The organism is Salmonella enterica subsp. enterica serovar Typhimurium str. LT2 (genome assembly GCF_000006945.2).
Taxonomy (GTDB): Bacteria; Pseudomonadota; Gammaproteobacteria; order Enterobacterales; family Enterobacteriaceae; genus Salmonella; species Salmonella enterica.
Genome location: NC_003197.2, coordinates 3,449,231 through 3,464,649 on the forward strand (window position 1 = coordinate 3,449,231; position 15,419 = coordinate 3,464,649).

12 protein-coding genes, 2 tRNA genes and 10 other annotated features are annotated in these 15,419 nt (G+C 53.0%); of the genes, 1 reads left to right on the forward strand and 13 read right to left on the reverse strand.

Annotated elements, in window-relative coordinates; genetic code table 11:
• Nucleotides 1-23 precede the first annotated feature (23 nt).
• The 8 genes from pnp to metY form a co-directional block, all read right to left on the reverse strand.
• Nucleotides 24-2,171, reverse strand: a protein-coding gene (gene pnp, locus STM3282) for a polynucleotide phosphorylase (RefSeq protein NP_462195.1). Within the gene, nucleotides 24-2,159 belong to an annotated coding region; the region does not span the whole gene.
• Nucleotides 2,166-2,171: a ribosome-binding site (putative RBS for pnp; RegulonDB:STMS1H003306), on the reverse strand. Its footprint overlaps the gene before it by 6 nt.
• A 229-nt stretch (nucleotides 2,172-2,400) precedes the next feature.
• The gene (gene rpsO, locus STM3283) for a 30S ribosomal subunit protein S15 (RefSeq protein ID NP_462196.1) occupies nucleotides 2,401-2,683 on the reverse strand. Within the gene, nucleotides 2,401-2,670 belong to an annotated coding region; the region does not span the whole gene.
• Nucleotides 2,678-2,683: a ribosome-binding site (putative RBS for rpsO; RegulonDB:STMS1H003307), on the reverse strand. (Overlaps the previous gene by 6 nt.)
• Before the next feature lie 137 nt (nucleotides 2,684-2,820).
• Nucleotides 2,821-3,776 (reverse strand): tRNA pseudouridine 5S synthase gene (gene truB / locus STM3284; protein NP_462197.1). Within the gene, nucleotides 2,821-3,765 belong to an annotated coding region; the region does not span the whole gene.
• The gene (rbfA, locus tag STM3285; RefSeq protein ID NP_462198.1) for a ribosome-binding factor occupies nucleotides 3,765-4,180 on the reverse strand. Within the gene, nucleotides 3,765-4,166 belong to an annotated coding region; the region does not span the whole gene. The genes truB and rbfA overlap by 12 nt, the downstream gene beginning before the upstream one ends.
• Nucleotides 3,771-3,776: a ribosome-binding site (putative RBS for truB; RegulonDB:STMS1H003308), on the reverse strand. It overlaps the preceding gene by 6 nt.
• Nucleotides 4,175-4,180 (reverse strand) — a ribosome-binding site (putative RBS for rbfA; RegulonDB:STMS1H003309). (Lies within the gene rbfA.)
• Nucleotides 4,181-4,386: 206 nt before the next feature.
• Nucleotides 4,387-7,079 (reverse strand): protein chain initiation factor IF-2 gene (gene infB / locus STM3286; RefSeq protein ID NP_462199.1). Within the gene, nucleotides 4,387-7,065 belong to an annotated coding region; the region does not span the whole gene.
• Nucleotides 7,074-7,079 (reverse strand) — a ribosome-binding site (putative RBS for infB; RegulonDB:STMS1H003310). It overlaps the preceding gene by 6 nt.
• A 10-nt stretch (nucleotides 7,080-7,089) precedes the next feature.
• Nucleotides 7,090-8,609 (reverse strand): L factor gene (gene nusA / locus STM3287; RefSeq protein NP_462200.1). Within the gene, nucleotides 7,090-8,592 belong to an annotated coding region; the region does not span the whole gene.
• Nucleotides 8,604-8,609 (reverse strand) — a ribosome-binding site (putative RBS for nusA; RegulonDB:STMS1H003311). Its footprint overlaps the gene before it by 6 nt.
• 10 nt (nucleotides 8,610-8,619) lie before the next feature.
• Nucleotides 8,620-9,042, reverse strand: a complete 423-nt coding sequence (yhbC, locus tag STM3288) for a putative cytoplasmic protein (protein NP_462201.3) — start codon at nucleotides 9,040-9,042, stop codon at nucleotides 8,620-8,622.
• Nucleotides 9,043-9,282: 240 nt separating this feature from the next.
• A tRNA-Met gene (metY, locus tag STM3289) sits at nucleotides 9,283-9,356 on the reverse strand.
• A 277-nt stretch (nucleotides 9,357-9,633) separates the two neighbouring features.
• Here metY and argG point away from each other — a divergent pair.
• Nucleotides 9,634-11,043 (forward strand): argininosuccinate synthetase, encoded by a 1,410-nt coding sequence (argG, locus tag STM3290; protein ID NP_462202.3) that lies wholly within the window; start codon nucleotides 9,634-9,636, stop codon nucleotides 11,041-11,043.
• An 85-nt stretch (nucleotides 11,044-11,128) separates the two neighbouring features.
• Here argG and STM3291 read toward each other — a convergent pair.
• The 5 genes from STM3291 to folP all read right to left on the reverse strand — a co-directional run bounded on the left by STM3291 (nucleotide 11,129) and on the right by folP (nucleotide 15,376).
• The gene (locus STM3291; RefSeq protein NP_462203.1) for a putative cytoplasmic protein occupies nucleotides 11,129-12,200 on the reverse strand. Within the gene, nucleotides 11,129-12,193 belong to an annotated coding region; the region does not span the whole gene.
• Nucleotides 12,195-12,200 (reverse strand) — a ribosome-binding site (putative RBS for STM3291; RegulonDB:STMS1H003312). (Overlaps the previous gene by 6 nt.)
• Before the next feature lie 331 nt (nucleotides 12,201-12,531).
• Nucleotides 12,532-12,615 (reverse strand) — tRNA-Leu (gene leuU, locus STM3292).
• A 13-nt stretch (nucleotides 12,616-12,628) separates the two neighbouring features.
• Nucleotides 12,629-12,977, reverse strand: a protein-coding gene (secG, locus tag STM3293; protein ID NP_462204.1) for a preprotein translocase IISP family protein. Within the gene, nucleotides 12,629-12,961 belong to an annotated coding region; the region does not span the whole gene.
• Nucleotides 12,972-12,977 (reverse strand) — a ribosome-binding site (putative RBS for secG; RegulonDB:STMS1H003313). (Overlaps the previous gene by 6 nt.)
• Before the next feature lie 206 nt (nucleotides 12,978-13,183).
• Nucleotides 13,184-14,537, reverse strand: a protein-coding gene (mrsA, locus tag STM3294; protein NP_462205.1) for a phosphoglucosamine mutase. Within the gene, nucleotides 13,184-14,521 belong to an annotated coding region; the region does not span the whole gene.
• The gene (gene folP, locus STM3295; protein ID NP_462206.1) for a 7,8-dihydropteroate synthase occupies nucleotides 14,514-15,376 on the reverse strand. Within the gene, nucleotides 14,514-15,362 belong to an annotated coding region; the region does not span the whole gene. The genes mrsA and folP overlap by 24 nt, the downstream gene beginning before the upstream one ends.
• Nucleotides 14,532-14,537, reverse strand: a ribosome-binding site (putative RBS for mrsA; RegulonDB:STMS1H003314). Its footprint overlaps the gene before it by 6 nt.
• Nucleotides 15,371-15,376: a ribosome-binding site (putative RBS for folP; RegulonDB:STMS1H003315), on the reverse strand. (Lies within the gene folP.)
• Nucleotides 15,377-15,419 lie beyond the last annotated feature (43 nt).

Genomic DNA, 15,419 nt, shown 5'->3' on the forward strand with positions numbered 1-15,419 from the left:
ACTGCGGAGGGCAAAAGGCTACCTTACTCGGCCTGTTCGCTCGCCGGAGCTTCCGGCGCAGCCGCAGGTTGAGACTGCTCGGTTGCTTCTTTAATGCTCAGACGTACACGGCCCTGGCGGTCAACTTCCAGAACCTTAACCGGGACTTCCTGACCCATCTGCAGATAGTCGGTCACTTTCTCTACACGTTTATCCGCGATTTGAGAGATGTGAACCAGACCTTCTTTCCCGCCGCCGATGGCAACAAACGCGCCAAAGTCAACGATACGGGTCACTTTACCATTGTAGATACGGCCGACTTCGATCTCTGCGGTGATCTCTTCGATACGACGGATAGCGTATTTCGCTTTTTCACCGTCGGTCGCCGCGATCTTCACAGTACCGTCATCTTCGATTTCGATGGTGGTGCCGGTCTCTTCAGTCAGCGCGCGGATCACAGAACCGCCTTTACCGATCACGTCTTTGATCTTGTCCGTGCTGATCTTGATGGTATGGATACGCGGCGCAAATTCAGAGATATCGCCGCGCGGCGCGTTGATCGCCTGTTCCATCACGCCCAGGATGTGCAGACGCGCACCTTTAGCCTGGTTCAACGCAACCTGCATGATCTCTTTGGTGATACCTTCAATTTTGATATCCATCTGCAGCGCAGAGATACCGTCGCGGGAACCCGCCACTTTGAAGTCCATATCGCCCAGGTGATCTTCGTCGCCCAGAATGTCAGACAGTACAACGTAGTTGTCGCCTTCTTTCACCAGACCCATAGCGATACCTGCTACGGCGGCTTTAATTGGCACGCCAGCGTCCATCAGCGCCAGAGAAGCGCCGCACACGGAAGCCATAGAAGAAGAACCGTTGGATTCGGTGATTTCAGACACCACGCGAACGGTGTACGGGAATTTATCCATGTCCGGCATCACTGCCAGCACGCCGCGCTTCGCCAGACGACCGTGACCAATTTCACGACGCTTCGGAGAACCGACCATGCCGGTTTCGCCTACGGAGTACGGAGGGAAGTTGTAGTGGAACAGGAAGCTGTCAGTACGCTCGCCCATCAGTTCATCAAGCACCTGCGCGTCACGGGCAGTACCCAGAGTTGCGGTAACCAGCGCCTGCGTTTCACCACGGGTAAACAGAGCGGAACCGTGAGTACGCGGCAGTACGCCAGTGCGCACGTCCAGACCACGGATCATGTCTTTTTCACGGCCATCAATACGCGGCTCGCCTGCCAGTACGCGGCTACGCACCACGTTTTTCTCGATAGCGTGCAGGATTTCGCCCAGCTCGTTAGCATCCAGAGTTTCATCTTCTGCAATAAGCTGCTCGATGGTTTCGGATTTGATTACGTCAACCTGAGCATAGCGCTCTTGTTTATCGGTGATGCGGTACGCGTCGCTCAGACGAGATTCAGCCAGCGCAGCAACACGCGCGTTCAACGCGTCGTTGACGGCTTCCGGCTGCCAGTCCCAACGCGGTTTACCGGCTTCTTTCACCAGATCGTTGATCGCCTGGATAACAACCTGCTGCTGCTCGTGACCGAATACCACCGCGCCCAGCATAGTGTCTTCGCTCAGCAGTTCAGCTTCGGATTCCACCATCAGCACAGCCGCTTCGGTACCGGCAACCACCAGGTCCAGCTTGCTTTCTTTCAGCTCGTCCTGGGTCGGGTTCAGCACGTACTGGTCATTGATGTAACCTACGCGCGCCGCGCCGATTGGGCCGTTGAACGGAATGCCGGACAGCGACAGCGCAGCGGATGCGCCGATCATCGCCACGATATCCGGGTTAACCTGCGGGTTAACGGAAACGACGGTCGCGATAACCTGCACTTCGTTAACGAAGCCTTCCGGGAACAGCGGACGAACCGGGCGGTCAATCAGACGCGCGATCAGGGTTTCGCCTTCGCTTGGACGGCCTTCACGACGGAAGAAGCTGCCCGGGATACGACCAGCAGCGTAGGTACGCTCCTGATAGTTAACGGTCAGTGGGAAGAAGTCCTGGCCTGGCTTGGCTTTTTTCTGGCCGACAACGGTAACGAATACGGCGGTGTCATCCATGCTTACCATAACAGCGGCAGTGGCCTGACGCGCCATCATGCCAGTTTCCAGCGTAACGGTATGCTGACCGTACTGGAATTTACGAACGATCGGATTAAGCAAAATAATATCCTTTCCAATTTTTGACGGCATAATACGCGCCGTCGTTAATACCCGATCTTCTGCGCATCCTCGCGACTAATGACAACCCTAACCCTGATATGGGTAAAGCCTCTCATTAGCCGCGCGAACCTCTGCAACGGAAGATCATTCATAGCAACAATACATTAGTTTCCAGCGAATTGCTGCCATCTGCTGGAAAAAAGGGGCCATGAAGGCCCCCTCTTTCTGAAACTCGAAAGAATTAGCGACGCAGACCCAGACGCTCAATCAGCGCGGTGTAGCGTGCAACATCTTTACGTTTCAGGTAGTCGAGCAGTTTACGACGCTGAGAAACCATACGCAGCAGACCACGACGGCTGTGGTGATCTTTTTTATGCTCTGCAAAGTGACCCTGCAGGTGGTTAATCTGTGCAGTCAACAGAGCAACCTGAACATCGGTAGAACCGGTGTCGTTTGCGTCACGACCGAACTCAGAAACGATTTTAGCTGTAGCTTCAGTACTTAGAGACATTTTAAAACTCCAAAGTATTTAAGAATGAGAGGACGCCGATCTCTAATTCAGCGATCCCAGTGTACGCCGCGTAAACTGTTAAATAATTTACGCGACGTTAAGCGGCGGTATTCTACTCGCAGCGCTCTCTTATCGCAAGACGAAGCGACATTACGCTGGGTACTCTACTACCAGCCGACGAGGCGCGACACGGCCTTCGTCGTCAATTTCGCCCATACCGATAAATTTATCGTCTTCACCTTCCGTCACACGAACCAGTCCCTTCAACGGCGCGCCCGTGGTACGAACCGGGTTGCCATTTTTGAAGTATACCGAAGATGTTAACGGCAGATTAACAACAGGATAGTCCGAAGCTGGACTGTCCATTGGCATCAATAATGGATCGAGCAACTGCGCCGCCGGAACGCCCTGCTGTTCCGCCTGTGCTACCAGCGTCTGCAAATGCTCCAGCGTCACCATACGATCCACCGGATACTTGCTGACCGTCAGACGACGCAGGTACGTTACGTGCGCGCCACAGCCCAGTTTCTCACCTAAATCATCAATAATGGTACGAATATAGGTGCCTTTGGAGCAATGAACTTCCAGCTCCAGCTCGTTACCTTCATGGCGAATAAACAGCAGCTCATAGACGGTAATCGGGCGGGCTTCGCGCGGCACTTCGATACCCTGGCGGGCATATTCGTACAGTTTCTTACCCTGATACTTCAGCGCCGAATACATTGACGGAATCTGCTCAATATCGCCGCGGAAAGTCTCCAGCGCGCTCGCAAGCTGCTCAGCGCTGAAAGTCACCGGACGCTCCTGCACGATTTGACCATCGGCGTCAGAGGTATCCGTGCGCTGCCCCAGACGGGCAATAACACGATAGCGTTTGTCAGAATCCAGCAGGTACTGCGAAAATTTTGTCGCTTCGCCGAGGCAAATCGGCAACATGCCGGTCGCCAGCGGGTCCAGCGCGCCGGTATGCCCGGCGCGGTTGGCATTGTAGATGCGCTTAACTTTCTGCAGCACGTCATTGCTGGACATACCCTGCGGCTTATCCAGCAGCAGAACGCCGTGAATGTCGCGGCCACGACGACGAGGACGACTCATCAGTCCTCCTTGCTGTCGTCCGGGTTCACACGACGTTCTTCGTCATGTTTCACCACGTTAGTTACCAGGTTGGACATACGCATCCCTTCCACCAGCGAGTTGTCGTAGAAGAAGGTCAGTTCCGGCACGATGCGCAGACGCATCGCTTTACCCAGCAAGCTGCGGATGAAACCAGACGCTTCCTGCAACGCTTTGATGCCCGCTTTTACTGCGTCTTCATCTTTGTCGTTCAAAAAGGTGACAAACACTTTGGCATAGGCCAGGTCACGGGACATTTCGACACCGGAGACGGTAGTCATCATGCCCAGGCGCGGGTCTTTAATTTCGCGCTGCAGGATGATTGCGATCTCTTTTTGCATCTCTTGCGCTACGCGCTGAGGGCGACCAAATTCTTTCGCCATAATAAATTCTCCAGAATAAAGACAAAAAAGGGGCCATAAGCCCCTTTTTAAATTTCTTGCCGGGTGGCGCTTCGCTTACCCGGCCTACGCCTAATCATCTTCTAAGGATTTTGGATTGCAACAAGGCGGCAAGCTCGTAAATCCCCGGGAGCATAGATAACTATGTGACCGGGGTGAGCGAGCGCAGCCAACGCCGTTGCGGCCCAAAAGACGACGAAGATTAAGCGATGGTACGTTGGATCTCGATAATTTCGAATACTTCAATCATATCGCCAACGCGAACGTCGTTGTAGTTCTTCACGCCGATACCACATTCCATGCCGTTACGGACTTCGTTAACGTCATCTTTGAAGCGGCGCAGGGATTCCAGCTCGCCTTCATAGATAACCACGTTGTCGCGCAGTACGCGGATTGGGTTATGGCGTTTAATCGTACCTTCGGTAACCATACAGCCCGCGATCGCGCCGAATTTCGGCGATTTGAACACATCGCGCACTTCAGCCAGACCGATAATCTGCTGTTTCAGTTCCGGAGACAGCATACCGCTCATCGCCGCTTTCACTTCGTCGATCAGGTTATAGATGACGGAGTAGTAACGCAGATCCAGGCTTTCAGATTCGATCACTTTACGCGCAGAGGCATCGGCACGAACGTTGAAGCCAACCAGAATGGCGTTGGACGCCGCAGCCAGGGTCGCGTCGGTTTCGGTGATACCACCTACGCCAGAACCGATGATCTTCACTTTCACTTCGTCGGTAGACAGTTTCAGCAAAGAGTCGGAGATCGCTTCCACAGAACCCTGTACGTCGGCCTTCAGCACGATGTTCACTTCGTGAACTTCGCCTTCGGTCATGTTGGCGAACATGTTCTCAAGTTTAGATTTCTGCTGACGCGCCAGTTTAACTTCACGGAATTTACCCTGACGATACAGAGCAACTTCACGCGCTTTCTTCTCGTCGCGAACGACGGTCACTTCGTCACCCGCAGCCGGAACGCCGGACAGGCCGAGGATTTCCACCGGAATGGACGGCCCCGCTTCCAGCACTTCCTGACCCAGTTCGTTACGCATCGCACGCACGCGGCCGTATTCGAAGCCACACAGCACGATATCGCCCTTATGCAGCGTACCTTCGCGTACCAGAACGGTAGCCACCGGACCACGACCTTTATCCAGGAAGGATTCGATCACCGCACCGCTCGCCATACCTTTACGAACGGCTTTCAGTTCCAGAACTTCGGCCTGCAGCAGGATAGCGTCCAGCAGTTCGTCGATACCGGTGCCCGCTTTCGCAGACACGTGAACGAACTGGCTCTCGCCGCCCCACTCTTCCGGCAGAATGCCGTACTGGGACAGTTCGTTCTTAACGCGATCCGGATCGGCTTCCGGCTTATCGATTTTGTTCACCGCAACCACGACCGGCACACCTGCCGCTTTCGCGTGCTGGATAGCTTCGATAGTCTGCGGCATCACGCCATCGTCTGCCGCTACCACCAGAACCACGATATCCGTTGCCTGGGCGCCGCGAGCACGCATCGAGGTAAACGCGGCGTGACCCGGGGTGTCCAGGAAGGTGATCATCCCGTTGTCAGTTTCAACGTGGTAAGCACCGATGTGCTGGGTAATGCCGCCCGCTTCGCCAGAGGCCACTTTCGTGGAACGAATGTAGTCCAGCAGAGAGGTTTTACCGTGGTCAACGTGACCCATGATGGTCACAACCGGGGCGCGCGGTTCAGCCGCAGCGCCGGTATCACGGTCGCTCATTACCGCTTCTTCCAGTTCGTTTTCACGACGCAGGATAACTTTGTGGCCCATCTCTTCGGCAACCAGTTGTGCGGTTTCCTGGTCGATAACCTGGTTGATGGTGGCCATAGCACCCAGCTTCATCATCGCTTTGATGACCTGAGAGCCTTTAACCGCCATCTTGTTCGCCAGTTCGCCAACGGTGATGGTTTCACCGATCACCACGTCGCGGTTAACGGCCTGAGCGGGCTTCTGGAAGCCTTGCTGTAAAGAAGACCCTTTACGCTTGCCGCCTTTACCGCCGCGAACCGCAGCACGCGCTTCTTCGCGATCGGCTTTGGATTCGGCATGTTTGCCTTTTTTCGCCGGACGCGCTGCTTTTGCATTACGGCCACGACCACGACCGCCTTCTACTTCACGATCGTTTTCGTCTTCGGCCTGGCGAGCGTGCTGAGAAGTGGTGACATGATAGTCACTGGTGTCTTCTACTGGCTCAGGCGTTGCGGTCCATTTGTTTTCTTCCGCCATGCGGCGAGCTTCTTCTGCTACACGACGCGCTTCTTCTTCGAGTTTGCGACGTGCTTCTTCTTCCGCTTTACGCTTCAGCTCTGCAGCTTCATTCTCACGGCGGGCTTTTTCGGCCTGGGCGGTTTTGGTCATATCGTCAGTCTGTTGATTGCTCACTTTGTCTTTTTCCGCAGCTTCACGTTTCGCTTTTTCAGCGGCTTCACGCTTAGCTTGTTCTGCGGCCTCGCGTTCAGCTTTTTGTTGCGCCTCGCGTTTGGCCTGTTCTTCTGCCTCACGACGGGCTTGCTCTTCCGCTTCACGCTGCGCCTGCTCTTCCGCGGCCAGGCGTTCAGCCTCTTGCGGATCGCGTTTCACAAAGGTGCGCTTCTTGCGGACTTCGATTTGTACCGATTTACTTTTTCCACCGGTACCAGGAATATTCAGGGTGCTGCGCGTTTTACGCTGCAGCGTCAGTTTATCGGGACCAGAAACCGCTTCGCGGTTCAGGTGCGCCAGTAAAGTCTGTTTTTCTTGTGCGGACACAGAGTCGTCAGCAGATTTCCGGATACCTGCATCAGCAAACTGCTGTACCAGGCGATCCACGGAAACCTGTCTCTCTGCGGCCAGCGCTTTTAGGGTTACATCTGTCATGCTGTTCCTTCCTGCTACAGTTTATTACGCTTCGTCGCCGAACCAGCAAATATTACGGGCAGCCATAATCAGCTCACCGGCTTTTTCGTCGGTCAACCCTTCGATATCAGCCAGATCATCAATGCCCTGGTCGGCGAGATCTTCCAGCGTACAAACACCACGAGCCGCCAGTTTGAAAGCCATATCGCGATCTAATCCTTCCAGATTCAGCAGATCGTCAGCCGGTTTGTTATCACCGAGGCTTGCTTCCTGGTCCTGCGCCAGAGTGGCCAGTGCGTTTTTAGCACGCTCGCGCAGTGCTTCAACGGTCGGCTCATCAAGGCCGTCAATTTCCAGCAGTTCTTTCATTGGCACATAGGCCAGTTCCTCGAGCGTGGAGAAACCTTCTTCTACCAGAACGGTCGCGAACTCTTCATCAATATCAAGATATTTAGTAAAAATCTCGATAGCGGCATGTGCTTCAGCCTGATGTTTAGCCTGCAAGTCATCAACGGTCATTACGTTGAGTTCCCAGCCGCTCAATTGCGAAGCCAGGCGGACGTTCTGACCATTACGTCCGATCGCCTGCGCCAGATTACCGGCTTCAACGGCGATATCCATGGTATGTTTATCTTCGTCCACCACGATAGACGCGACGTCTGCCGGCGCCATCGCATTAATGACGAACTGCGCCGGGTTATCATCCCACAGCACGATATCAATACGCTCACCGCCCAGTTCGGTAGAGACCGCCTGAACGCGCGCGCCGCGCATCCCCACGCAAGCGCCGACCGGATCGATACGTTTATCGTTGGTTTTCACTGCGATTTTCGCACGAGAACCCGGATCGCGAGCCGCCGCTTTAATTTCAATCACTTCTTCGCCGATTTCCGGCACTTCGATGCGGAACAGTTCGATCAGCATTTCCGGCTTGGAACGGGTGACGAACAGCTGCGCGCCACGCGCTTCCGGTCGAACAGCATACAGCACGCCGCGAATACGGTCGCCAGGGCGGAAGTTTTCGCGCGGCAGCATATCTTCACGCAGAATCACCGCTTCAGCGTTACCGGCCATCCCTTCGGATTTAATTTCCAGAGAGATATTGTCGCGGTTCACTTTCTTCACCACGCCAGTGACAATTTCGCCTTCCTGGTCGCGGAACTGATCGACAACCATCGCCCGTTCAGCTTCACGGACCTTCTGCACGATAACCTGTTTCGCAGTCTGCGTGGTGATACGGTCAAAGGTGACAGATTCAATCTGATCTTCAACATAGTCGCCGACATTCAGGCTTTCGTCTTCAAAACGCGCCGCTTCCAGCGTAATTTCCTTCGTCGGCATGGTCACTTCTTCAACGATCAACCAACGGCGGAAAGTATCAAAATCACCGCTTTTACGATCGATTTCTACACGAACATCGATCTCCTGCTCATATTTTTTCTTTGTTGCTGTCGCCAGCGCACTTTCCAGCGCTTCAAAAATTTTTTCGCGTGGCAGCGCTTTTTCGTTGGAGACGGCTTCAACAACAGCCAAAATTTCTTTGTTCATCGCGGGCTTTTCACCTCATCCAGACTGTTAAAAGTGGGGAACCAGGTTCGCCTTCTGGATATTACTCAGCGCGAACACTTCATCTTTGCCTTCGACTGTGACGGTAATCATTTCACCGTCCACCGCTTTGATAATGCCCTGCCACTTGCGACGGTTCTGTACCGCCATGCGAAGAACCAGCGCGACTTCTTCACCCTGGAAACGCGCATAATGATCGGCAGTGAACATAGGACGGTCGAGACCCGGTGACGAGACTTCAAGGTTGTAAGCCACGGAGATAGGATCTTCAACGTCCAGCACCGCGCTTACCTGGTGGCTCACATCAGCACAATCATCAACATTGATGCCATCTTCACTATCAATATAGATGCGCAGTGTGGATGTGCGACCGCGAATAAATTCGATGCCGACCAGCTCGTAGCCTAAGGCTTCAACTGGCGCTGTAATCATCTCTGTTAATTTTTGCTCTAATGTGGACAAGCCCACCCCCAAGACATAAAAAAAGGGCCTAAAGCCCAGTTATTCTGTAGTCAGATAACAAAAAACCCCGATAAATCGGGGCTTTAGATAACTGAACCCTATAACCGCAACGGCGGTCTGGTGTACCTTCCGAAAGAATTTTTTTCAAATCCAGCTACGAAGGACATAATCTTCACAGTATATTTGAAAAAGAACTCTAAGGGAAAGTGGTTGCGGGGGCCGGATTTGAACCGACGACCTTCGGGTTATGAGCCCGACGAGCTACCAGGCTGCTCCACCCCGCGCCTGAAACGTGGCAAATTCTACTCGTTTTGGGCAAAATTTGCAAATACTGCTGGGATTTGGTACCGAGGACGGGACGTAAAATCTGCGCACAGTATAGTGACCTGGCATGAGTTATGTCAACCCTATTCCCAATATGCAGATGAATGAATATCACTCTTCGTTATACTCATCCCACCTCTCCGGCTTATACACGCATGTCACAACGTTATTTCAGTAAACCTTCACTAAACGCTTCCTGTCTCTGCTAAAAGATGATTAAATGAAAACTCATTTATTTTGCATAAAAATGCACTAAAGCAGAAACCGATCTCATTATCAGTCAATCAAGCAGGGTTCTATTCTATGACGACGATTCTTAAGCATCTTCCAGCAGGTCAACGTATTGGTATCGCTTTTTCCGGCGGTCTGGACACCAGCGCCGCGCTGCTGTGGATGCGACAAAAAGGAGCTGTCCCATATGCCTATACTGCGAATCTGGGACAACCGGATGAGGATGACTATGACGCCATTCCTCGTCGCGCAATGGAGTATGGCGCAGAGAATGCTCGCCTGATTGATTGCCGCAAGCAGTTGGTTGCAGAAGGGATCGCAGCGATTCAGTGCGGCGCTTTCCATAATACGACTGGCGGACTGACCTATTTCAATACCACGCCGCTGGGCCGTGCCGTAACCGGCACGATGCTGGTCGCCGCGATGAAAGAAGACGGCGTGAATATCTGGGGCGACGGCAGTACCTATAAAGGCAACGATATTGAACGTTTCTATCGTTACGGCCTGCTGACGAATGCTGAATTACAGATTTACAAACCGTGGCTGGATACCGACTTTATCGATGAGCTGGGTGGTCGCCATGAGATGTCTGAATTTATGATTGCCTGCGGTTTCGACTATAAGATGTCAGTCGAAAAAGCCTACTCCACCGACTCCAACATGCTCGGCGCCACGCATGAAGCGAAAGATCTGGAGTTTCTTAACTCCAGCGTCAAGATCGTCAACCCGATTATGGGCGTGAAGTTCTGGGACGAGAGCGTGAAGATCCCGGCAGAAGTTGTGACCGTCCGCTTCGAGCAGGGTCACCCTGTTGCCCTGAACGGTAAAACCTTCAGCGATGATGTTGAGATGATGCTGGAAGCGAACCGCATCGGCGGCCGTCACGGCCTGGGTATGAGCGACCAAATTGAAAACCGCATCATTGAAGCAAAAAGCCGCGGTATTTATGAAGCCCCTGGGATGGCGCTGCTGCACATCGCTTACGAGCGTCTGTTGACCGGTATTCACAACGAAGACACCATTGAACAGTATCATTCTCATGGTCGTCAGCTGGGTAAACTGCTGTATCAGGGCCGCTGGTTCGACTCGCAGGCGTTGATGCTGCGTGACGGCCTGCAACGTTGGGTCGCCAGCCAGATTACCGGTGAAGTGACGCTGGAACTGCGTCGCGGCAACGACTACTCCATCCTGAACACCGTGTCAGACAACCTGACCTATAAGGCTGAGCGTCTGACCATGGAGAAAGGCGAGTCCGTATTCTCACCGGACGATCGTATTGGCCAGTTGACCATGCGTAATCTGGACATTACCGATACCCGCGAGAAACTGTTCGGCTACGCGAAAGCGGGTCTGTTAACCGCCTCTTCCGCGACCGGTCTGCCGCAGGTTGAGAATCTGGAAAACAAAGGCAAATAAGCCCGCGTCGTTGATGCAACAGGCCGCGAAAGCGGCCTTTTTTGTGAATATCACCCCAGGTTGATGCAAATGGCGGATTTGCCGGTTAATCTAACTGGACAACATTTCGCACCCTGTCAAAGCATTGTGCAGCCATGTCTTTTTCAGTCATCATTATATAGTCAATGCCCCCGCCAAAATCCGGCCCAGCGACAGCCAGTAATGCTGTTGTAGAATGAATTTCTTCATCCCAGCTAAAAAGCTGTCGCCACCTTGTATCATTTTGATTCAGTTCATCTTCCACACTACGTTGGAGAGGAATTGTCCACCCTCCCAGAAGATCGCCGGAATAGCAGGCATCAACTCGATACGGGTTGTCCTGTTCGTAATCACTTAACGCGTCATACCATGATTCATACGCTTTCTGCTGCGTAACGCTTAACCCCTCGCAGACTGACGAAACACTGATAACGGAAAGAGGTTCCAGGCACTCAACCTGTGTACACAATTGCCATGGTTCACGAAATTCAATCTTATTGTAAAAAGCCAGCAAGTCATCTGGCACAGCTAGCGTGCTTAATGTATCTACCTCAACATCGTGCCAGAAAACAAAGGGCTGCCGATCTTCCCAGGTAACATCGACAAAGAAGCTCAATAACCCCCGCCTGGGAAGCAGTGGATCAAACCCCGGGAGTAACGCCAGGTCACTCAAGTTTAGTTGGGCAACGAAAGCAAGCGGAAAATCAACCAACTGATTCTCTATGCGGATGTCAATTTCGGTTAATAACCGCTGCTGCACTAACCGATACTTTTCCTCGTCAAAATCTTCCGCTGGCTGCCCAAGCAGCTTACGCCCTTCATTGAGCAGCTCATAACTCATTTTCATTTCATGAACAAACCTGGCATTTCGCGTTTTTTCAGCTTTCAGCTTTAGTACGCGAGATGTGGCATTAACCGATTTTTTTCGTATAGGCCAGCTTTGTCCTAATGGCCAGTCGGGTAGACCGCCCAACCGCGATGCCCCCACCTTTACTGTTTCCATATCCCGCAGACAACGTTTAAATGCAATAGCAGCACGTGCCTGTTGCACGACTTTCTCCTGAATAGCAGAGCTCAAATTGGATGTGCGCAATTCAGCAATCAATCCAGCACGATCGAAAAATAAACTCATTAATCTCTTCCTTAGATATTCGGCTCAGTGCAAAGGAAGATTAGATAAAACTACTTGAGCAAAAGATATGGAGGGGGATAACAGATACAAGCATTTCAGATTATAGCTGAGCAACTACTGGCTTCAATGAACGAAGATGATCTCGTAATCGGTGGAGTGAACCTGACGCAGGGAGATCACCAGAGAGGACATACATGAGTATGTATGTAGGGCTATCTCAACGTATTGACGGGGCCATGCCAGGGACGCGTGTAAGCGTGCTTCAACCTCCTCTCTGAGAGCAGTTTCAACAGACGAAAAAAAAGACGCTTTTCAGCGTCTTTCTTTCGGAATATTGGTACCGAGGACGGGACTTGAACCCGTAAGCCCTATTGGGCACTACCACCTCAAGGTAGCGTGTCTACCAATTCCACCACCTCGGCACGGATACTGCTATTAGCGCGGGATATCGCTGGTCGGCTGGGCCGGTGCAGCAGGTTGAGTCTGCTCGGTCTTCGCCGGCGCACTCAGATTTTCCCACTCGCTTCCTTTATTGGTTTTGTTGCTATTGATATTACCCAACACCAGACTGATGATGAAGAACAGCGTCGCCAATACCGCCGTCATTCGGGTCATGAAGTTACCAGAACCACTTGAACCAAATAGCGTAGCGGAAGCGCCTGCTCCGAAGGAGGCTCCCATATCAGCGCCTTTACCTTGCTGCAGCATGATCAGACCTACAAGGCCAATTGCCACAATAAGGAAAACAACTAAAAGAGCTTCGTACATAATCAACCTGTTCCTTGCGGAGTTGCCGCGTACCAATGCTTCTACCAATAAAGCGGGATTTTTACTGTTTCCCACTGAAGCGGGTGTGAATACTAACCAAAGCGAATGACCTTCGCAAGGGCAATTTAAGCGCATTGTATCAACTGCGGAAAAAAACAGCAAAAGCGTTGTTTTTTGCGGGCCGTAAGGCGGCAACCGCCGCCTTTTTAGTCACTTAAACGCTTAAACGGCTTTTACCGCATCCGCGATACGATGGGCGAATGCCGTAACCTGCGCTTCATCCTCGCCTTCCACCATCACGCGAATCAGCGGTTCGGTACCGGATTTACGTAGCAGTACCCGCCCACGATTGCCGAGCGTGGCTTCTACGTCCGCCGTTACCGCTTTCACCGCTTCATTTTCCAGCGGATCGCCGCTACCGGCGGTGTAACGCACGTTAACCAGAATCTGCGGGAACATTTTCATACCGCTGCACAGATCGTGCAGACTCATATGATTACGCACCATCGCCGCCAGAACTTGTAGCCCCGCTACAATACCGTCGCCAGTGGTCGTTTTATCCAACAGAATAACGTGACCAGAGTTTTCCGCGCCGATGCGCCAGCCTTTTTCCTGCAATTTTTCCAGCACGTAGCGGTCGCCCACTTTCGCCCGGGCAAACGGAATGCCAAGCTGCTTGAGCGCCAGCTCCAGCCCCATATTGCTCATCAGCGTTCCCACCGCGCCGCCGCGCAGCTGCCCCTGGCGCAGCCCTTCGCGCGCGATGATATACATGATCTGATCGCCATCGACTTTATTGCCTTCATGGTCAACCATGATGACCCGGTCGCCGTCGCCGTCAAGCGCGATGCCGAGGTCCGCCTTCTCCGCCAACACGCGCGCCTGCAACGCGCGCACGTCGGTCGCGCCCACTTCTTCGTTAATGTTGACGCCGTTTGGCTCACAGCCGATGGCGATAACGGTCGCGCCCAGCTCGCGCAGCACATTCGGCGCGATATGGTAGGTAGCGCCGTTGGCGCAATCCACAACCACTTTCAGGCCATTGAGGCTCAGTTCGTTCGGGAAGGTGCCTTTACAGAACTCAATATAGCGTCCGGCGGCATCGACGATGCGGCTCGCTTTACCCAGCTCAGCGGAGTCTACGCAGGTGATCTCTTTTTCCATTTCGGCTTCGATGGCTTCTTCCACATCGTCAGGCAGTTTCGTACCGTCGATAGAGAAGAATTTAATGCCGTTATCATAGAACGGGTTATGCGAAGCCGAGATAACGATACCCGCCTCCGCGCGGAAAGTCCGCGTCAGATAGGCGACGGCTGGCGTTGGCATAGGTCCGGTAAACGAGGCCGACAGTCCCGCAGCGGCAAGGCCCGCCTCCAGCGCGGACTCCAGCATATAGCCGGAAATACGCGTATCTTTACCGATAATGATTTTACGCGAGCCATGACGCGCCAGCACTTTTCCGGCAGCCCAACCCAGTTTAAGCACGAAATCAGGTGTAATGGGGGCATTGCCTACACGTCCGCGAATCCCATCGGTACCGAAATATTTACGATTACTCATAGCGTTTGTTTCCCTTTGCAGACAGAGTGGCTTCCACCACCCGCATCGCCTCTACGGTTTCTTTGACGTCATGGACGCGAATGATCTGCGCGCCCTGCATCGCGGCAATTACCGCGCACGCAAGGCTGCCGTTCAGACGGTCTGATGGTCCCACGTTAAGTAACTGACCAACCATCGTTTTACGTGACATGCCCACCAGCAGCGGCAGGTTAAAATGATGAAACTCACCCAGTCGCGCCAGTAAGGTATAATTGTGAGAGAGATTTTTACCGAAACCGAATCCTGGGTCGAGCAACAATTTCTCTTTTGCGATGCCGGCCTTCTCACAACGTGCTATTTGCTCAATAAAGTAGCGATTCACCTCGGCAAAGACATCGTCATATTTCGGCGCCTCCTGCATGGTTTTGGGGTTGCCCTGCATGTGCATAAGACTGACCGGCAAGCCGGTTTCCGCTGCCGCTTCCAACGCGCCGGGTTCGGAGAGTGAACGGACATCATTGATAATATGCGCGCCCGCCCTTGCCGCTTCACGGATCACCTCGGGTTTAGAGGTATCCACAGAAATCCACACTTCAAAACGTTGCGCGATTGCTTCCAGTACCGGAATAACGCGATCCAGCTCTTCTTCCACGCTCACTTCTGCCGCGCCTGGTCGCGTTGATTCCCCCCCCACATCAATAATTGTCGCCCCGGCATTCACCATTAAATTCGCATGTTTCACCGCCTCAATCAGCGTGTTATGCGCGCCGCCGTCGGAGAACGAATCCGGCGTTACGTTCAGGATCCCCATAACATGCGGATGAGTGAGATCGAGCGTGGCGCCCTGAGCGAAGAGTTTCATGGTCAAAATCCCTGTTTTATTTATGGTGAGTTAAAAAAAGAAAAACCCCGGGGCAAG